Annotated in this window: 16 protein-coding genes; 10 read left to right on the top strand and 6 right to left on the bottom strand. The window is 48.0% G+C overall.

Features of this window, described 5'->3' with window-relative positions:
- Positions 1-142 precede the first annotated feature (142 nt).
- Positions 143-604 carry a cupin domain-containing protein gene (locus FHS16_RS16625; RefSeq protein ID WP_183564690.1) on the bottom strand — a complete coding sequence of 154 codons (462 nt, stop codon included), beginning with the start codon at positions 602-604 and terminating at the stop codon, positions 143-145.
- Between the two features lie 207 nt (positions 605-811).
- Here FHS16_RS16625 and FHS16_RS16620 point away from each other — a divergent pair, with 207 nt between their 5' ends.
- The 9 genes from FHS16_RS16620 (at position 812) to FHS16_RS16580 (ending at position 8,838) form a co-directional block, all read left to right on the top strand.
- Positions 812-1,177, top strand: coding sequence for a hypothetical protein (locus tag FHS16_RS16620; protein WP_183564688.1), 366 nt, complete (start codon positions 812-814; stop codon positions 1,175-1,177).
- 48 nt (positions 1,178-1,225) lie between these two features.
- Complete coding sequence (locus FHS16_RS16615) at positions 1,226-1,717, top strand: cation:proton antiporter regulatory subunit (protein WP_183564684.1); 492 nt, start codon at positions 1,226-1,228, stop codon at positions 1,715-1,717.
- A gap of 2 nt (positions 1,718-1,719) precedes the next feature.
- Positions 1,720-2,961: a cation:proton antiporter gene (locus FHS16_RS16610; protein WP_183564681.1), complete on the top strand. Its 1,242-nt coding sequence runs from the start codon at positions 1,720-1,722 to the stop codon at positions 2,959-2,961.
- 184 nt (positions 2,962-3,145) lie between these two features.
- A complete protein-coding gene (locus tag FHS16_RS16605; protein ID WP_183564678.1) occupies positions 3,146-3,820 on the top strand; it encodes a response regulator transcription factor in 675 nt (224 codons plus the stop codon).
- 26 nt (positions 3,821-3,846) lie between these two features.
- Positions 3,847-5,205 (top strand): sensor histidine kinase, encoded by a 1,359-nt coding sequence (locus FHS16_RS16600; protein ID WP_246431786.1) that lies wholly within the window; start codon positions 3,847-3,849, stop codon positions 5,203-5,205.
- 56 nt (positions 5,206-5,261) lie between these two features.
- Complete coding sequence (locus FHS16_RS16595; RefSeq protein WP_183564675.1) at positions 5,262-6,278, top strand: S66 family peptidase; 1,017 nt, start codon at positions 5,262-5,264, stop codon at positions 6,276-6,278.
- A gap of 169 nt (positions 6,279-6,447) precedes the next feature.
- Positions 6,448-7,362: an ATP-binding cassette domain-containing protein gene (locus tag FHS16_RS16590; protein ID WP_183564672.1), complete on the top strand. Its 915-nt coding sequence runs from the start codon at positions 6,448-6,450 to the stop codon at positions 7,360-7,362.
- Positions 7,359-8,087 (top strand): ABC transporter permease, encoded by a 729-nt coding sequence (locus FHS16_RS16585; protein ID WP_183564669.1) that lies wholly within the window; start codon positions 7,359-7,361, stop codon positions 8,085-8,087. Before FHS16_RS16590 ends, FHS16_RS16585 begins: the two co-directional genes overlap by 4 nt.
- 1 nt (position 8,088) lies before the next feature.
- Positions 8,089-8,838, top strand: coding sequence for an ABC transporter permease (locus tag FHS16_RS16580; protein ID WP_183564666.1), 750 nt, complete (start codon positions 8,089-8,091; stop codon positions 8,836-8,838).
- Positions 8,839-9,162: 324 nt separating this feature from the next.
- Here the strand turns inward: FHS16_RS16580 and FHS16_RS16575 are convergent, their stop codons facing one another.
- On the bottom strand, positions 9,163-15,126 hold the full coding sequence (locus FHS16_RS16575; protein ID WP_183564663.1) for an S-layer homology domain-containing protein: 5,964 nt from the start codon (positions 15,124-15,126) through the stop codon (positions 9,163-9,165).
- 481 nt (positions 15,127-15,607) lie between these two features.
- Here FHS16_RS16575 and FHS16_RS16570 point away from each other — a divergent pair, with 481 nt between their 5' ends.
- Positions 15,608-16,360, top strand: coding sequence for a DUF6843 domain-containing protein (locus tag FHS16_RS16570; RefSeq protein WP_183564660.1), 753 nt, complete (start codon positions 15,608-15,610; stop codon positions 16,358-16,360).
- An 18-nt stretch (positions 16,361-16,378) separates the two neighbouring features.
- Here the strand turns inward: FHS16_RS16570 and FHS16_RS31465 are convergent, their stop codons facing one another.
- The 4 genes from FHS16_RS31465 to FHS16_RS16550 all read right to left on the bottom strand — a co-directional run bounded on the left by FHS16_RS31465 (position 16,379) and on the right by FHS16_RS16550 (position 19,142).
- On the bottom strand, positions 16,379-17,275 hold the full coding sequence (locus FHS16_RS31465) for a DUF4275 family protein (protein ID WP_221226376.1): 897 nt from the start codon (positions 17,273-17,275) through the stop codon (positions 16,379-16,381).
- Between the two features lie 11 nt (positions 17,276-17,286).
- Positions 17,287-18,075, bottom strand: coding sequence for a hypothetical protein (locus FHS16_RS16560; RefSeq protein WP_183564657.1), 789 nt, complete (start codon positions 18,073-18,075; stop codon positions 17,287-17,289).
- Between the two features lie 89 nt (positions 18,076-18,164).
- Positions 18,165-18,509, bottom strand: coding sequence for a hypothetical protein (locus FHS16_RS16555; protein ID WP_183564654.1), 345 nt, complete (start codon positions 18,507-18,509; stop codon positions 18,165-18,167).
- A gap of 96 nt (positions 18,510-18,605) precedes the next feature.
- The gene (locus tag FHS16_RS16550; RefSeq protein ID WP_183564651.1) at positions 18,606-19,142 is read right to left on the bottom strand and encodes a hypothetical protein; all 537 of its coding nucleotides are present in this window, start codon (positions 19,140-19,142) and stop codon (positions 18,606-18,608) included.
- Between the last annotated feature and the right edge of the window lie 76 nt (positions 19,143-19,218).

Genomic DNA, 19,218 nt, shown 5'->3' with positions numbered 1-19,218 from the left:
CAGTCGATACGCGGAGATATATAAAACATTTATATGCGACAACATGTACATTCTTATCTATTGAATAAGAGCCGTCAGGGCAAGGAATTTCCTTCACCCTAACGGCTCTTTTTTATTATCCGTATCCAAATAATGAGTGCGTTTATCGTTTAATTAACTTGAAATCATCGTAATGAAAGCCAGGTGCTACCACGCAAGATACGAGTACCGGCTCATCACCGAGCACACGTGTCATCTGCCATTCATTAGCCGGCACAAGCGCTTGCGGCTGATGGCCTGCGAGCACATCGGGGCCGACTATGATTTCTTTTCTCGTCTTCGGATCCGCTTCCGTACCGCCAAGGCTAAGCACGATCGGACTACCTGAATGCCAGAGCCACAGCTCGTCCGAATAAACCTTATGCCAATCGGAGAATTCTTCCGGATGCAGTAGAAAATAGATCGATGATGCCGCAAAGCGTGGTCCAGAATAAGGAGCGCCAAGAACCTCCTGCGGTATTTCAAAGCTAGCCTTCCAAATCTCCTTGTACCATCCGCCCTCAACGTGCGGCTTCAAGCCAAGCTGCTCCACGAGCGGCGACAGCTGTTTTACGGATACTCCCATCCCAATCAACCTTCTTTCTCTCTTATGCATGCGCGTAAACGGGTTATTTCGTTCCCTCATTCTATAATGCATATGCCAGGCCGTCAATTCATTAAACCAATAGGATTAGATAGGAAATGAAAATAACTTCGTCAATAATTGGAATCCGCTTTGAATTTTCCGATTTATAAGTTATACTTATATTAATAAAACGTTGGAGGTGAACAGATGAACAAAGGTGTACTCGAATTTGGACGCATCAGCCGCAAGCGCGTCATGAACTTGCTTATTATTGTTCCGCTGCTGCTAGCAGCACTGTTCGCCTACCAAGCTGGCAATACGTTCGAGCAGACTGCCGGCGCAAGCCGAATGGTTGCCTCTGCGAGATTTGCAGGCTCCGCCAACGTAGGCAGAAAAAACAGCACGACCAAGGTTTTTTTGCCGGAAAATGTATTGCTCGTCTCCTACCTGAGCGCGCTAAGGCGCCTATTCAGGCATTCTGTTTCCAGGTTTGAGCTCCGTACGACTATTCCGCAGCGTTTGCGGGATTTGCTTATGACCCCCATCAAATTCACTTCTCACTTCGTTGGTTAATCCTCTCATTTTGTTCGTATACTAACAACAAATGAGGAGGCATACACCATGAATATTAGAGAATCCGACCTGCCCGGCATTGGGCGCAAATACCAGATTATGACGAGAAGCGGCGACAAGTTTGTCATTATCATTCACGATGACGGGCGCCGCGAGTTATACCACTTCGAATACGATGATCCGGATGATAGCATTTCTATGGTTACCCTTGAAGACGAGGAAGCTCGGCAGGTAGCTGCTATCGTTGGCGGCATGACCTATAAACCCAAAGCACTCGAAACGATTGAAGTCGCGTTGGATGATCTGACGATTGAATGGTACAAAATCGAACCAAACGCGGCATGCATTGGCAGAACCATCGGTGACGCCGATATTCGCCAAACGACTGGAGCGACCATTATCGCTGCCGTCGAGAAGGAATCCAAGCATATTAACCCAGGCCCCGACTATGTCTTCAAAGCGGATACCACACTTATTGTCGCAGGTGAACGCCAGCATCTAAAGCTTCTTAAGCTTATGCTGCAAAACGGGAGCCGTTAATTATGGATCACATGGTGCTGGAGATCGGTCTTGCCGTTATTCTTATTGCCTTAGTCGGGCTATTAGCTGCAAAAATTCGGTTTTCCGTCATCCCGTTTTACATTTTGATCGGCATGGCCGTAGGTCCGCATGCGCCACACGTAGGCATATTGGACTTTAGGTTTATTCATAGTGCAGAACTAATTGAATTCATGGGGCGGCTAGGCGTGCTGTTCCTCCTGTTCTATTTAGGTCTGGAGTTTTCTGTGGGTCGATTAATGAAATCGGGTCGCTCTATTGCGATTGGCGGAACTATTTATATTCTAATCAACTTCTCGCTTGGCTTGCTGTTCGGCTGGGTCAATGACTTCCCCATCGAGGAAACGATGGTTATTGCAGGTATTACAACGATATCCTCAAGTGCGATCGTTGCGAAGGTTCTTGTTGATTTGAAACGGACTGCGAATCCGGAAACGGAGATGATCCTTGGGATCATCATGTTCGAGGACATATTCCTAGCTGTTTATATTTCTGTACTTTCAGGACTTGTGCTCAGCGATTCTTCATCGCTCGGAGGCGTGCTTCTGTCCGCTTCTTACGCACTCGGATTTATGCTTCTCTTCTTGATCATAGGCCGCAAAGCAGCCCCGCTGCTCAATAAGCTGCTTAACATCCGGTCGAATGAACTGTTCCTGCTGCTCGTATTCGGTATCCTGTTCCTCGTGGCAGGCTTCTCGGAAACCATTCATGTTGCTGAAGCGATTGGCGCGCTATTGGTCGGATTGGTCCTCGCTGAGACGGTCCATATGAAGCGGATCGAGCATCTGATTCTGCCTTTCCGTGATTTCTTCGGAGCGCTATTCTTCTTCAGCTTCGGCTTGACGATTGACCCGTTTGCCCTTGGCGGCGCGGTATGGCTGTCGCTAGGCGCGGTTGGCGTTACGTTGTTCGGCAATTTCTTAGCTGGCATGCTTGCAGGCAAAAGCGCAGGATTATCGCCTAAGGCATCCGCAAATATCGGCCTAACGATCGTATCACGCGGAGAATTCTCCATTATTATGGCGAACCTGGGCAAAGCCGGCGGCTTGCTAGAGCTGCTGCAGCCTTTCGCCGCTTTATACGTGCTCATTCTGGCGATATTAGGGCCGCTGCTAACGAAGGAGTCCAAGCTTGTTTTCAAAGGCTTGAACGGTATCTTCCGATGGGAGAAAGCCAAGAAACCGAAAGAGCCGGCACCTGCCAAGGAACCTTCGGGCGGCAGCTGATGGCAACGGAATAAGTTGAAAAAAGGCTTAACGAGAAACCCCTCGTTAAGCCTTTTTTGCCCTCACGGGCTCTACAATCCAGGTTTCGTCTCCATTCGATCGGAGTATGGATATTCAATGTCCGCCGCTTATGTATAATAATAGGACAGATTCCCAATTCAAATCGGAGAGGACTACCCTACATATGACTGCATCCATTCTATATATCGAGGATGATCTCGAAATCGGGCGTTTCGTTAACGAGCATCTGCTGGAGCAAGGCTACTCCGTCAATTGGCAGCGAAGCGGCGAGCATGCGCTCGAATCTGCTGCCGGCTGCAGGCTCGTTATTCTAGATGTCATGCTGCCAGGGCTTGATGGCTTCACAATCGGGCAGCGGTTGAAAAAAGCAGCGCCGGATCTCCCTATTCTGATGTTATCGGCACGTACATCAATTGACGACAAACTGCAGGGCTTACAGTTTGCCGACGATTATTTAACCAAGCCATTTCATCCTGATGAACTAATCGCTCGCATCGAGGTGCTCCTGCGGCGTTCAGGAGCGCGTACGGCAGAACCGCTAGCCATTAAGCATTTACTCGTACATGAGCAGCAGAATCGGATCGAAAACCGGGATACCGGAGAAGAGATTATGTTGACGGGCAAGCAGTTTCATATTTTCGGCTATCTGCTTCGCCACCTTGGACAGATTTTAACGAAGGAACAAATTTATGAGGCCGTATGGGGTGAAGCCTATATCGAGGGAGACAAGACGCTGATGGTCCATATCCGCTACCTGCGCGAGAAGATCGAGCGCGACCCTGCTTCGCCAGAAATTATCGAGACGGTGCGCGGAATAGGCTATCGGGTCCGTGCATGAAAAAGCCCAATCTGCGAACAAGGAGCATGCGGTTTCGCCAAACGCTGCTGTCCCGTTATCTGTTAATCGTCATTTTTGCTTTTTTATTTATTCCGATCGTCTTCCCGCTCGCTTCCATCGGCTATGTGATTATTCAAGAAAATAGCAAGCAGGCTGATGACAACTTTCTGAAATACGGCAGCAGCCGTGAATTAACAGCCATGTGGCATGGGGAAGCCGCACTGCTGCAAGAAACAGAGGCTGCTGAGGTAGACCGCAGGCTGCAGGAGCTTAAGCGGAAATATAAGGAGGCATCTTTGTTCTGGGTCGATTCCTCCGGCGCAACAAAGCTTCAGCTTCCGCCTCAAAGTCTCCTTCCTGAACGATGGTCTCCAGCTGATGCCGTGAGATTCATGAAGGACAGCATCGACAGCGATCCATTTACGATCGTTTCCTTTCTCGGTGCAGAGCATAAAGGGCGTGCCTTCATGGTCATGCAGATGCCTCGCTCCATCATCCAGCTTGATCGGCCGGTTGGAGCAGGAACGCCTTTCTATATTGCGGCTCTAATTGGCATGATATCCTTATTCTTTCTGATTTCCTTGCTCTTCTTCCGCCGCATTCGCAAACGCCTAATCGGATTGCAAGCAGCGATGGCGCTGCAGGGCGAGAATGGTCTGCCTCAGCCCATTGCAATAAGCAGGAATGATGAAATTGGGCAATTGGAGACTGCCTTCAACCGCATGGTCGGACAGCTCAAGGAAAGCGCCGAGCGCGAACGAGCGGAAGCCGAGCTGCGCAAACAGCTGATTGCCAGCTTATCGCATGACTTGAGGACCCCGTTGACTGTCATGAACAGCCAGCTTTATACGCTGCAGAAAGAGCCGTTAAGCGAAAAAGCGCAAGCCGCGGTCAAGCAGGTAGAACATAAGATCAGCGGCCTGGATAGCCTGATTGAAAACCTGCTCTCCTACACCCTCATGGCCAGCGGACGGTATCCGATCAAGCTGGAGCGCTTGGATTTGCTTCGTATCGTAAGGGAAAGCGTCGCTTCTTGGTACCCGTTATGGGAACAAGAAGGCATCTCAGCCGATATCGATTTGCCTGAGGAAGCGATGCTGCTAACGCTTGATAAGGCCGGGTTCCGCCGCGTGCTCGATAACTTATTCCAAAATGTCACTAGGCACGCGAAGAATGGCAGCTATATTGGAATTCGCATGGGAACGTATGACGGGAGGGCTGCCCTAGTCATTCGCGATCGCGGGAACGGTCTCGCCGCTCATTCTGCAAGCAAGGGAGCAGGTCTAGGGCTCGCAATTGTTGAATATTTGCTGCATGAGATGAAGCTTGGCTGGCATATGGCGAGCAGCGACGAGGGAATGGCTGTCTACATTTTCGAGCTATAAAGGACATAGCGTCTTTTAGCTTTCATTATGACAATCAATTAGCGGAGGGGTTCACAATGATCATTTATCCTCACTTAGAAGAAGGAGCAACCATTGGGGTTACTGCACCATCCTCCGGTCTGCGGGCTGAGCTTCACGAGCTCATGCACAGTGCCCTATCACGAATGCGCAGCAGCGGCTTCCAAGTCACGTGCGGGGACACCGTCTGGACGCAAAACAAGGCAAAATCAGCCCCTGCCAAAATCCGAGCGGAGGAATGGAATGCGATGATGCGCAATGAGCACATTGATGCGATTATTCCTCCCTGGGGCGGAGAGCTGCTCATCGAAATACTGGAGCATCTTGCATTTGAAGACTTACCGCATAAGTGGGTACTCGGCTATTCCGACCTTAGCGTGCTGCTGCTTGCGATTACTTTGAAGACTGGCATTGCGACCGCTCACGGAGCCAATTTCATTGATTTGCGAGGCGAATATTCCGATGCAACGACGTCGATGTGGCGGACTGTCCTAGCCACTAAATCTGGCGATTCCGTGCAGCAGCAATCATCGCTTCATTTCCAAAGGGAATGGAAGCATGATGCTCCCTCGCCTTGCGTATTCCACTTAGAGGAGCCTACGTATTGGAAAACCGTTTCCCAAGCGGAGGTTAACATGCAGGGGCGTTTGCTTGGCGGATGCATAGACGTAATTAGGCATCTGATTGGTACGCCATATGGCAATGTGCAGCACTTCCAGAGTCAGATGATTCACAACGAACCGATTGTCTGGTATTTGGAAAACTGCGAGCTGAACACAGCTGACCTGCGCAGATCGCTTGTCCAAATGAAGCTTGCCGGCTGGTTCGAGCATTGTGCCGGGCTTATGTTCGGGAGAAGTCCAGCCAATCAAGCTGTCGATGGCTATACGGTCGAGGATATCTATGAAGAATTGTCAGCCGAGCTTCAGATACCGCTTATCTACGACATGGATTGCGGCCATGTTCCGCCTCAAATCACTCTGATTAACGGGGCGCATGCTGAAGTTCACTCATATGGGGGAAAAGGAACGATTACGCAATATTTTCGTCCTTAACCGCGTAAACGTCGAACAGAGCACTCCTCTCGTTCATGCTTATGCCAACCGTTTCTAAATCCGATACAACCTGATCACCCAGCCTGAGCTTAAAATTTAAACCCATTTTAAACTTGGGGAGCTCTTCGTTTAACCTTCAACCGTTATTGTTGATTCTGAGGTGATCAACGTGAAGGAATGGGTAATTGAAACGAAAGGACTCAGCAAGCGTTACAAAGGACGTTATGCTGTATCCAACTTGAATTTGAAAATCGAAAAAGGAGACATCTATGGATTTCTCGGACCGAACGGCGCCGGCAAAACGACGACGATCCGTATGCTGCTCGGTCTGATTAAGCCATCGAACGGGTCCGTTCATATTTTTGGCCAGCCATTGAACAAGGAAAAACTCTCGATTCTAAGGCGAGTAGGCTCGCTGGTAGAGTATCCCTCCTATTACGGGCATTTAAGCGCCACCGACAATCTCGAGGCCATTCGGCGCATACTCGGCGCTCCCGCTGCGAGAATCACAGAAGTACTCGATATCGTTGGCCTGTCCAAAGAAGCGCGGCGACCGGTGAAGGGCTTCTCGCTGGGCATGAAGCAGCGGCTTGGCATTGCAAGCGCGCTGCTTGGCAGCCCCGAGCTGCTGCTGCTCGATGAGCCGACTAACGGACTCGATCCGTCCGGCATTCTCGAAATTCGCGAGCTGATCAAGCAAATGCCGAAGCAGCATGGCATCACGGTCCTCATATCCAGCCATCTGCTTAGCGAGGTTGAGCTGACGGCAGGCACGGTCGGGATTATCCGACAAGGAGAACTCGTATTCCAAGACACGATTGCCCATCTGCATCAGCAGGCGCAAGGCAGCATGTCGCTGATTGTCTCCGAGCCGGAGCAGGCGCTCGCAACGCTGCTGCAGCAAGGCATTGCGGCTAAGAAAAGCGGAGACGCCCTGCTGTTTGCCAACATCGGTGATCATGCGGTAGCCCGAATAGTGAAAAGCTTGGTCGAGCATGACCATGCGATCTACCGAGTCGAGGAAATGAGGAAGTCGCTTGAGGAGCTATTCCTCCAGATCGTTGGGGAGGTCAAGCCGTCATGATGCTCAAGGCGCTCTCGTCTGATTTTTTGAAAATACGCGGCAAAGGGCTGTGGTTCCTCATCTTTATCGGCCCCATTGGCTTAATTGCCATGCAGGCGCTCAACTACGGACTTCGTTACGACTATTTAACGCAAAAATATGCAGGAAAGCTATGGGAAGCACTGCTTGTCGATATCCAAATGTTCGTGCCGATCTCACTATTTCTCGGGGTGACTCTCATCCCCTCGCTCCTATCCCATATCGAGCATAGCACGAATGCCTGGAAGCAGCTGCTGGCGCTGCCGATTTCCAGAGGAGCCGTGTTCCGCTCCAAATTTGCGCTCAGCGTTATTTTGCTAACGATATCCTGCATGGTGCTTGCAGCAGGCACGGTCATACTTGGTTTTTCTTTGCGATTCGAGCTTGCTGACATGCCGGTTGGAGAAATTCTGAAGCTTTGCTTCCTGCCTTTCTTCGCCTCGCTTCCAGCTCTTGCCCTATTCCTATGGCTTTGCATCAATATGAGAAATCAAGCCATTCCCATTACGCTAGGCGTGCTGATTGCAATCAGCTCGGTCTTCACCGGGCTTATTTCCAGCACATGGTCGAAGTGGCTGCCGATCAACTGGCCAATGTTCAGCTTTGCCGGACCGCAGCAGGAGCTGTTCGTCGGGGCAGGCTTCCTGCTCGGCGCAGTCATCTGTCTGCTTGGCACCTTTCATTTCATTCGAAAGGATGTGAGCTAAGATGGCAAGCTTCTTCCGTTTAATCGCAGCGGAGCGATTAAAGCTGTCTAAGTCGTATATTTGGGTGCTCGCTCTGGTTAGTCCGCTTCTATCGCTTGCGATCGGCATTCTCGTCTCGCCAGATAAGTTCGGCATGACCAACGACCAAGAGAAATACGCTCTGCTCGTATCCTCGATGGCCTCCTTTCATGCGATGCTCTTTCTGCCGATACTAACCGGTATTCTCTCTGCGTTCGTGTGTCGGTATGAACATGTCGGCGGAGGGTGGAAGCAGCTGCTTACACTTCCCGTATCAAGAAGCGGCCTCTACTTTGCCAAGTTCAGCATCGTTGCTTCGGTGCTCGCGCTCACCCAGCTGCTATTTCTCGCTGCTGTCTGTGCAGCCGCAGCCTATCATGGCTATGCCGTTAGCTTGCCTTGGGAAACGATGCTTACCGGAATTGGCAGCGGCTGGCTTGCCTGCCTGCCGCTTGCCGCGCTGCAGCTGCTTGTTTCCGTAAGCTGGAGCAGCTTTGCAGCACCGCTCGTCATTAATGTGATGCTCACCATCCCGAACATACTCGTCGTCAACTCCGAGAGGTTCGCGCCGTTTTATCCGTGGGCACAGCCTATGCTGGCCATGCTGAGCTTCAGCGGCGAAGACTTCGGCGCTTTCGCGCTGCCGCTGGAGAACGTACTGATTACCGTGCTGGGCAGCTTTGTTCTGTTTCTCGCTGCAGGGCTGCTTTACTTTAACCGCAAAGAGGTGTAGATGCAAAGCAGAAGGTTTTGCGGGACTTTGCGGGACTTTGCAGGAATTTGCAGGGCTTTGCGGGACTTTACAGGCTTTACAGGACTTCGCAGGGCTTTACAGGACTTCGCAGGGCTTTGCGGGACTTTGCAGGACTTCGCAGGACTTCGCAGGGCTTTGCAGGACTTCGCAGGGCTTTACAGGACTTTGCGGCTTTTCATTATGTACAGAAAAGGCAGCCTTTCCTCGTCAATGACCAGGAAAGGCTGCCTTCATTTTGTAACATTATACCGAGCGTACAGGCGTCAGCGCTGCCGCCAATAAACAGAGACAAATTATCGTTTTTTATTGCACATCATCGCTGATCGTTTCAATCCAGGTTTCGCTTCCATCCTCATTACGCTCAGCTTTATGAGAAATCGTTGCTTCCTGCACATCTCCGAAGCCCCAGTGGCTTTCAGGCATGTCAGGGAACAATGGAGCAAGACCTTTCAAAGGACCACGATAAACCATACGATTGATCATAGTCACAGCCTCTACACGTTTAATTGCATTTTTCGGCTTAAAGCTGCCATCTGGATAACCGCTCAAAAACTTGCCGTTATACAATGCTTCTAGTGTATCGGCTCCCCAGTAACCAGTTGTATCTGTGAAATGTACGGACGTAGGCTCGCTAATTCCAAGCTTCAGGAACCGTGCCATTACAGCTGCCAGCTCTCCTCTTGTCACAGCTGCATCTGGACGGAATGTTCCATCCTCGTAGCCGCTAAAGTAGTCATGCTTCATCGCAATTTTAATGTAATTCGTAGCCCAGTGGCCTGTACGGATATCATTAAATGACAAGGAGTAGTTAATATTCTCATTCTCAGTAAGCCTAGCTACAATCGCCGCAAGCTCAGCACGAGTCAAAGATCCCTCAGCCTTAAACTCTTTATCTGGATAACCCAGAATATAACGTTTATGCAACAGCTCACCGAAGCGATCGGAGAACACATTAACTTTTACAGATGATTTGATTGTTTCATTCTTTGTAATAAACTCGCCTAGAATATCAAAATCTGTATCTGCCTTTTTCATAAGCGGCCATTCGACAACCACTTTATAGCTTCCAGTTTGTCCTCCAAGCAGATTTGTTACTTTCCATACAATTGTGTTGCCTGTTGCCGTACCGCCAGCTGTATCCACAATTGCAGCGCCAGCAGGTATCGTTACCTTAATTTCCCCTTCAGCAATTGTACTATTGGATACATTGCGGTAATCAATGGTAATGATAGACTTGCTGCCTTCTTTTACTTGGTTTTTATCTACCGAAATAGAAAGTGTCGGGATCACTGGTGCCGATGATACAGGAATCAGCTCCAAATCATGCCTTACAATTTCCCATTCTACAGCAAGATTCGGACTAATATAGGTATTGTACCCAGGCTTTGTTACAACCAGGTAATAATCGGTTTCAGGATAAACCATATACGCATAAAAACCATGCTCATCAGTGAGCTGTACCGGACTTGCATTATCATTTGGCGCAAATCCTACCAATGCAGGCAAGCTTACCTCGCCATTGACTGCAATGCTTTTAGCTATGTTCCGTGGTGTATTTGCATAATGAAGTACAACCTTAGCATCTTTAATGACCGCTTTTGTGTTCGCATCTGTAATCGTTCCATATGGATCGACTAGCGCTTCAGTAATATTCATTTCCCCCGAAGCCGTTACACTTACCGCAGCATGGCCAAACGCGATAAACTTACCTGGCTCGATCTCATAATTGATCTCCAGCTCATAATCGCCAATGGCTAGACCATCCGCATTAAACACGCCTGATCCAGTTAAGTTGAATACTTTTGGCGCTCCGCCCTCTGTTACGTAGCTGCCATCGGCGTTCTTCAAATAAAGAACAGTACTGGCCAGCATTGCCCCGCTAAACAAGGAGGTTTCACCATCCGGCTGCTTAAGCAGCACGATGCCGGTTACCGTTTTCTCGGAATCAAAGTTTTCTTCTCCTGTGCCTGTAACCTCACCGACCTGAGCTTTTTGCTTATAGACAATTGGCGTTGGTACGCCGCCTACGTCAACGGTCTGCGAAACCTCCAAATTATAAGAGACATCGCCCTTCGGTACAATGACGTAATACGCACCGCTTGCATCCGTCACGACTGTTTCATCAAAGTCATTGGAATCTATAATGCCATCTTCATTAAGATCAAGCGTTACTCTGATGCTCGCTCCAGCGACAGGTGTATTCGACTCGCCTTTCGTAATGAATCCTTTAACTGCTGCAGGCAAGAAAGTAATAATGACTTCTTCCTGTGATTTCAAGCCGCGCTCTTTGTCGTATACATTGGCTTGAACTGGAATAAACTGCTCAGCCACACCTGTAATTTGTCCTGATTTGTAAGTCACAGTCGCAATACCCTGTGCGTCAGTGACTGCCGTATTCGGCCCTACAAACTGACCTTTACCTATAGGAGCTGTAAATACAACCGTAACACCTACAACTGGAGTCCCGTCTGCATTTTTAAGCTGCGCAGTAAGATCAGTAGTCGATTTGCCGTCGCCCAAAATTTTATCAGGATTAGCTGTTAGAGTAAGTTCTGCCTTCACTACAGTAAAGTAGTTGTCTGCCAATCTATTCGACCACTCTGCTGGTAACGACGCACCCAAGATATCTTCTGCAAGGTAAGTAACCATGTATTGATTAGGAAGTGTTTCCGTTGGCAGAATGTAAGTTGAATTCTCCCATAGCTTGTAGCCGTCGGCAGCAAAGGTAGCTTGGTTTGCAAGCGTTAACTCGACAATTGCACCATTTACATTTGCTGTTACCTTCTCAGCTAGCAAAGTACTTACCGCGGAGAGCTTCAGCTGTTCTCCTGGAATAATATTCAAGTTCTCAGAATCACCTTGGGCCTTGTCGCCTGCCCAGCCATCTAATGCTCTATGAATATTAATCGTAACCGTTGCTGGTGTTTTGCTTGTCTGGCCTTTACTGTCCGATACACTATATGTGAAGCTATCTTGACCAGAAATAAAATCAGGTCCTGGCGTATAGATCCATGTATCACCCGAAACATCATCGTCCGCCGGACGAATGGTGCCTTTGCTCGGATTACTGTCGAGGCCATATACAATGCCAGTAACCGTCTCTGGGTCAAGACCTTTTAAAGTAATAATAATTTCCGTTGAGCCTTCCACTACGTTTACAACGACAGGCTCTGCAACCGGTCTACCGTTATAGTCGATATAAATCGCAGCAGGAGCTTCAGAGAATTGCTTGCCGTCGCTTGCTTTCCAATCGAAAGTAACCGCACTGCCTTCCGTCAATGTAGCTGAAGGCATAAATTTCAGGCTGTCCAAACGATCTTTAGCAATGACAGCAGTAGTAAGCGGCGTTGCATATACGGATTCTCCTACCGTAGATGTATACCATAGCTTACCGATATCGTTAAAGTTTTCTGGAAGCGTAATAGACACTGTACTTAACAGATCTTCATCAGCATCTATATAACGAGGTGATTCTGTAAAATCAGTAGCTTTGAAATCAATGACCACTCCTGACAATCCAGTCTTGTCTATGTCTCCAACAACTGGCGGTGTATTGATGTTAATCGTTACTTTCTTGATATCCTTGGCATATTGATTGCCATCGGAGCCATTCCAATCAAATGCCACAGCACCGGTAGCGCCAGATGCAGGGATAAATTTCAAATTGGGTAAGTCTTCTACATCCATTTCGAATCCGGCCGTTGTAATTTCAACTCCCGCATCCGGACCATTCTGAAGCACAAGCTTGCCTTTGTTCGGATCAGGAAGCGTAACGAGCTTCACCTTATCCAGATCCTCTTCATTCGTGTCACTGTATGGAGTCGTAAAATCAGCTGCTCCGAATGATAGCGAATCGCCTTTTAGGATGGATTTATTAATCGGTCCTACATGTGGAGCTGCATTTGCTGTAACCGTTACTGCAGCATTAAGCGCTGCGAATTTGCCATCTGCATTTTCGCCGTTCCAATCGAAATTAGCAATTCCCGTGAAACCGCTTGAAGCCGGTACAAATGTCAGCTCCGCAATGTCAGCGATGGCAATGAGGTCGCCAGCAGCCACTGGCGTTTCATTCAGCAATAATGCGCCTTGCTCAACATTCGGAAGCGTAACGATCTTAACGTTCTTCAATCCGCTTGCGTCCGCATCCCCGTTTTGTTTCGAATAACGATTTTTAAACTCGTCAGCCGTAAAGCCGATGGTTTCGTATTGAAGACCCGTTTTGGCGATATTGCCAACGACTGGATCATTCGTGTAGGTGATGCTCACTTGCGCTGGGGCTAATGAATATTGATTACCGTCATAACCTTCCCAATTAAACACAACCGTGCTGTTCTCTGCCAAACTCGCTGCCGGCTCAAATTTCAGCGTATTCAGCATCGTTTGATTGAGAACTGCAGATGTATTCGGGGCTATCTCATTCTCAGTTATTCCGTCTGTATACTTCAGCTTGCCTTTACTAGCAAAACCTGCCGGCAGCGTGATCCGTACCTGCGTTAAGGCATCATTTTCTGCATCAGTATAAGCTGCAGCATTAGCGAAATCGACAGCTTTAAATGATATCGATTCGCCAGCAATGTCAGCAAACGCGATGTTTTTCACGATCGGTGCAGCATTGATCGCGATCTTCACCTTTTCATTATCCTTCGCATACTGCTTGCCGTCTGACGCATTCCATTCGAATTCAGCTGCACCAACAGCATTCCCGTTAGGAATAAAGCTTAGCTTGTCCAGGTCTGCGGAGTTAATTTCAGTACCCGCCGCAACCTCCACTGCTGGATTCGCGCCGTCTTTATACCAGAGCTTACCTAAACTTACTGCTGGCAATGAAATGATTTTTATTTTGCTTAGTTCCTCTTTCGGAAGCGTTGCATCTGTGTAATGACTCTTGAAATCAGATGGAGCAAAAATAAGAGTTGACCCTTGATTCATTTGCTTCGTAATTTCAGTCACTACAGGAGCTGCATTTGCCGTGATGGTCACAGTAGCGTCAATAGCTGCATATTGCTCGCCATCGTAGCCATTCCATTTGAATGAGACTGCACCCGTGATACCCGATGCATCTGGAACGAAGGCCAATTTATCCAGGTCTGCTTTAGGAATACCTTCCCCAATTGCAACATCTTCTCCATTCAATTGAAGCTTTCCTCCAGTTGGAAGAGTGGTGAATTTCACCATATTGAGCTTGTTCGGTTGAGCAGTACCCGCCAAGTTATTATATTTGCTACTAAAATCTGATACCGAGAAATTCGTTGGTACGTATTGTGCTCCTGCTTTCGCGATATCCTTCACTTCAGGATCAAGGGAAGACAGCGAGTAAATATGCTGTGCACTACCTGTGGTATTGTCGAACAATATGTAATTCACCTTGTATTCTTTGCTTGTACTTGCGCCAGGAACGGTAAATGCAATGTTGCTCCAAGCCTGACTTTCTCCTAGTTTAGAGTTCGAGAATAATTGCTCGGATAAACCTACGTTTTGTTCCACAATTTCATTGCCATACGCCGTTTCCTGAGTAACGCTAACTTCCATTCGATAATTCCCGTTAGCTTTTGGCATAAACGCTGTATCAAGTGTCACCTTATTCGTGCCAATCGTTACTTCTGCTTTAGTAATTTCCGCTGCTGTCTTCGGACCTCCATCGATGACAAGCTGTCCCCAATCAATGGTGGTCACCCAACCAGAATTGAACGAACTAGCAGCTAGAAGATGATGGTGGACAGAAATGCCGACGAATAAATCTTGACCGTCAACGATTTCATCCCATTGGTCTTCCTGTATTTCAAATGTTGTCGTATTCCATGTCTCATTTTGTCCCGATAGAGCGCCCACTAGCTTTGCTTTAGGAAACTCCATTTTATACGCAGCCGAACTAAAATTACTTGGCCAGGCTGTTGTAGCAGGCCCTAGCGCAATGTCTGAAGGATTAGATGAAATATATACACGATCCCACTCGCCATTTGCTGCTGCAATCGTCGGATCGTACTCATCTACATCATTTGCACGGATTAGCAAATGAGCGCTTTTGGTTGGCTTTTTAACGCCTGCTATTTTAAATTCAATAGGATAAATAGAGTCTCCATTTTTGACTGATACATCCATATCTCCATCAGCCGTGCTGGCAGCAAGCCCGCCCTTCCAGTTATCCGAACCGGTAAAAAACGTAGCTCCAGTATCTGCCGCTGCAGCAATCGCTGCATAAGGCGCTGGGAAAAGCTGTCCCATCAGTACTGCGAGCGTTACCAGCAATGCAAGTGCCTTTCTCCGCAAACCTTTGTTCCTCTTGCGACTTGTATTTCTTAATCTTGTTGCTTCCAAAGCCCTTTCATCTCCCTTAAGCCATTTTCTTCTTTCATCCCCATACCTACTGCAATAAAACGATTCAATAGGAAATAAATCGAATTACTGCGATTGCAATATGTCTTCTGTCCCCAAAACATCGGACTTCTTGACCATTTTAACAATTCCTACTGAACAATTTCTGTACACATTCATAAAATTCATGCAATTAAATGATAATGAACAACAACAAAAAAACGCCAGGTTATGATTAACCTGACGATCCTTTCAGTTCTAGTTCCAACTTCATTGTGCTGAATGCGCAGCAATTACCATTGCAACTCACGCTGCAGATGAAATCATGTTTCCTTCTATAAAAGTACTACAAAAGTTAGAACTACTGCCCTCTCATAGGCGTGCGCTATGATGAATGAGCAAGACCGCACAACATGAATGGAGGAGGCTGGACGTTGTGAAGCAAAAGCTGTTCTATGTTTTGGTAGCTGTCACCAGCTATTTTGCAGGCGTGCTCGCCTATTTAAGCTATCTAATCATCGTCTACGACCAAGGTATGGGCAGCGATGCCAGTAAGTTAATTCACTGGACGCTCCCCCCATACCTCTTTCTAATCCTACCCTTCTACACCCTTATGTTCAGATGGCGAAGACCGGCTATTTGGCTGCGGATCGTTCTGTTTATTGGCTTAAGCATAATAGCAGCCGCTTCCGTTTTCTTCATGATAGGCTTCGGTATCTGGCGCCTTAGAGATTTATTCATACCAGAAGCCATGCTATTCATGCTGCTATTCGCAAGCTCGTCTGCCGTATTTATAATCGGCTCGTTGATTTCCACTAAAAAGAAAGGTTACTTGCCCTTTATTCTTGCGTCAATCGTTATCATCTATCTTCCCAATCACATCATAGCCGCGGCAGTTGAGCAAAACAGACCTGTCATTCACCAAATTCCGCAAGATTTCCATGGGACGGTCAGCATTTATTACGGGGAGGAGGGCAGCCCGCCTATTCCTAGGATAAAAGGGTATGAGGTCATTAAGATACCAATCAGCGGCATCTATCACACGTCAAGCTCAAGGCCTTCCAGAGGCATTAAGCACATGCTCGTTGACGAGCATGGAGCAGACATACAGCCCATATCCATACCAGGCGAAATGTCGAAATCAGGCGACAAGCCGGCGATTTCCATCAGCAGCTATGAGGTGCCGTAATTCTGGAGCTTCCTGCCCCTATCTTTTGGAACAGAAATAAGGACCGCAGTAGGACTCATGCGTCATTACGAACGTCCACTCAAAGTTTTGATCTACGATGTATATATCCTGCTCGCCTTCGAGCAAATTTGCCGTTAACCGACCAGCCTCTGCTGCGAACAAAGCCAAGTCATGATCTTGGTAAAAAACATAGCAGCCCTGCTTGCTTGCATCGTGAAAAGCTTTTATCGCTTCGTCCTCTTTCAAGCATGATGTTTTCTTGAAGCTGAACGCATGCCATAGAAACTGGTCCATAGCGATTTGATCTTTCTCATCGTCACTCAGCCCCGCGGCAAAAACACGTTCCCATGCGAGTTTCAGTTCTTGCCCTGGTCTATCCGCCTCAGCGGCTTGCACATTTCCGGCTTGTAGGATGGGCAGAAGCTTTAAATCGCTTATCTTTACTCGGCGTTCGCCAAATAAATAGCCTTTCAGCGCTTCCTTAAACTCATCGCTCGTATGCTGCAGCAATTCATAGAGCTTGCTTGCATGACGCATGACAATATCGTGGTCCAGCTTACTGTCCGCCTCAAAAAAATCATCCGGATATTGATCCAGCTCCCGCTTCCGTACGGCACCGAAATACTCGAACAAGTATATGAAGCTGCCATCGACGATGCTTTTATCAATCATCTCCTCGATTTGCGCTCTGCTAATGCAGTCAACAATCAATAGCGGATTCGCCGACCATATAAACCCGCTATCCCCAATGCCTCGATTGTCTTCACGAATGGTTAGGATGCATTTCATCGTATATACGTTGGAGTTCCAGCGTGAGCCGTCCGGAAACGTGACGATTACCATTGTCTGCGCCTCGTCATCGCCTTCAAGCCTGCTTTCGTCATCTATCTGGATATGTCTCTTCTTCGGTAACAAACAATCCCGCCTCACTCTTTTAGATTAAAACTCGCATAGGGAGGATTAGCTCCTTCACTCTTAAAAAAAGTCATTGAATCACGGTCGACTTCATAAGCAAAGAACTGTGAATTCGTTATATTTCCTTTCCGCCACGTTTCAGTAAACGTAACAATGCAGCAGTTCCCTGCTGTCTCTTCCGCACTGGTTTCCCTAACGACCTGATAATCTTCAATCGTTCCTCGCCATGTGCCGATATGATCAGGAAAGGCTTGTATGGCCGTTCCCTTCCCTTGCGTGGCAAAAGCTACTGCTTCCTCAGGGGAAAACGGGGGTTCAGGCGGGGCCTTGCCGTCCAGCACTCCCCAAGTTACCGCGTACAGCACAACGGGAAGAAGCATGATAAAAGCGACTCTCTTCCCTTTCAGCATCCTAGCCTCCAGCCACCAATCCAACGCCCCATAGGCTAATGCAATGAGAACGCCGATTAACAAAAAGAACCAGCTTTTTGTAAGCAAGCCTAGACCCATCCCAAAAAGACCATGCAGCAATACGCCTAACCATGCCCAGCGTGCAAACCATTTGCAGCGAAACCACTCGATCATTAAAGAAACCGCATTGCCGTAAATAAAAATAACAGTTCCTATATACATGTTGTAAACAAGCGTGATATAGAAGATGTCTGCCATAACCTGATCCGCGCCTATCGCACCGTCGTTTCCCAACCAACTAAACAAAGGCAAAACAATAGATGCCAACGTCGATATTACAAAGGTTGTCATTAGCTTTCTAATCATCAGATCCGACATGTCGCTCCCCATATTAACCCGCTCCATCCTTAGCTTCTATCAGCTATGCATCCATCATAGCCACGGCTGCAAATGAACGGCAGTTCTAACTTTCGTAGAACCTAATATTTGGGGCCACGCCGCCGCCTCGTCTGCGCTAGTCGAATAACGGAAACCAAATAAAGAAGGAGCACCACTCCGAATAAGCTCCACATGCTTGGCAGAGCCGCAAATGTCAAATAAAGCCCATAGGGCAGCGACCATACGAAAGCGACTGTCATAAGCGCCATCCGCCTTGCAAGAGCTGACGCAAGCGCAAGGCATGCGGGCGTAATCAGCATCACCACAACAATGATAATCGTATCCGGTTTAGGCGGCGCTTCGGAATATGGATTCGCGAATAAGAACATGCCGCTCAGAAGAATGCTTGCTGCGGAAGCTGCCATGCCTACCCATTCTACTTTCATGCCTTGCCTCCCCTGCTAATCGCAATCTATGTATTTCTTGCATATGCATTCTTATATTTTAAAAAAGGCCGTTCAGCAGCGTCCTTGCAAGTCCTTTCACGTTTGCTGCAGCGGGTTAGTCGGCACCGGTTCAGGCTGCTTAAGCATCTCCGTTGAAAGCGTCGTTTCATAAGTCATGCTGTAGTAACGGTACTTAATCGTAATACGCTCAATGGTCGCTTCATCCGCTATCGTAAGCGCATAAATCTTCTCCTCGGTACTTGCCGTTCCCTCGTTCAGCTTCTCAAGCTGTTCTCCCGGTTCCGTTCCCGGACCCAAGCTGACCGCAGACAATTCCGCAAAAGCAAACTTATCTGGATGCTCCACTTCATTATACGACGAGATGATGAAACCCTTCCGATGATCGCTTACTTGTATTTTCGCGAAAGCTGGCGTCGCATCTCCATTCACAAGCACCTGCAATATTTTTATGTCACCGAACTTGCTCTTATTGCCGACCGATACGAGAACTACTTTTCGATCGCTAGTCGATGCGCTTACTCCTGCTGCTAAAGGAGGATTAGCTTTCAGATAGCTATAGCCTACAGAGAGCATCGACAAAACAACGACTGCCACTACAACGGTTGCTAGCAAAACGATTTTCCTCAGAGCTTGGCACCTCCTGTTGCATTTCCTCAATTTCCAATATTTATTATATAGACGCTGGCGA

Origin of the sequence: Paenibacillus endophyticus (genome assembly GCF_014192395.1) — a bacterium.
GTDB lineage: Bacteria > Bacillota > Bacilli > Paenibacillales > Paenibacillaceae > Pristimantibacillus > Pristimantibacillus endophyticus.
This window is presented reverse-complemented; position numbering and strand designations above follow the sequence as displayed.

What these genes read in the sequence shown, in the direction of transcription:
- FHS16_RS16625 (WP_183564690.1), bottom strand. Translation starts at nt 604, where the DNA reads ATGGGAGTATCCGTAAAACAGCTGTCGCCGCTCGTGGAGCAGCTTGGC.
- FHS16_RS16620 (WP_183564688.1), top strand. Translation starts at nt 812, where the DNA reads ATGAACAAAGGTGTACTCGAATTTGGACGCATCAGCCGCAAGCGCGTC.
- FHS16_RS16615 (WP_183564684.1), top strand. Translation starts at nt 1,226, where the DNA reads ATGAATATTAGAGAATCCGACCTGCCCGGCATTGGGCGCAAATACCAG.
- FHS16_RS16610 (WP_183564681.1), top strand. Translation starts at nt 1,720, where the DNA reads ATGGATCACATGGTGCTGGAGATCGGTCTTGCCGTTATTCTTATTGCC.
- FHS16_RS16605 (WP_183564678.1), top strand. Translation starts at nt 3,146, where the DNA reads ATGACTGCATCCATTCTATATATCGAGGATGATCTCGAAATCGGGCGT.
- FHS16_RS16600 (WP_246431786.1), top strand. Translation starts at nt 3,847, where the DNA reads ATGCGGTTTCGCCAAACGCTGCTGTCCCGTTATCTGTTAATCGTCATT.
- FHS16_RS16595 (WP_183564675.1), top strand. Translation starts at nt 5,262, where the DNA reads ATGATCATTTATCCTCACTTAGAAGAAGGAGCAACCATTGGGGTTACT.
- FHS16_RS16585 (WP_183564669.1), top strand. Translation starts at nt 7,359, where the DNA reads ATGATGCTCAAGGCGCTCTCGTCTGATTTTTTGAAAATACGCGGCAAA.
- FHS16_RS16580 (WP_183564666.1), top strand. Translation starts at nt 8,089, where the DNA reads ATGGCAAGCTTCTTCCGTTTAATCGCAGCGGAGCGATTAAAGCTGTCT.
- FHS16_RS16560 (WP_183564657.1), bottom strand. Translation starts at nt 18,075, where the DNA reads ATGGGGAGCGACATGTCGGATCTGATGATTAGAAAGCTAATGACAACC.
- FHS16_RS16555 (WP_183564654.1), bottom strand. Translation starts at nt 18,509, where the DNA reads ATGAAAGTAGAATGGGTAGGCATGGCAGCTTCCGCAGCAAGCATTCTT.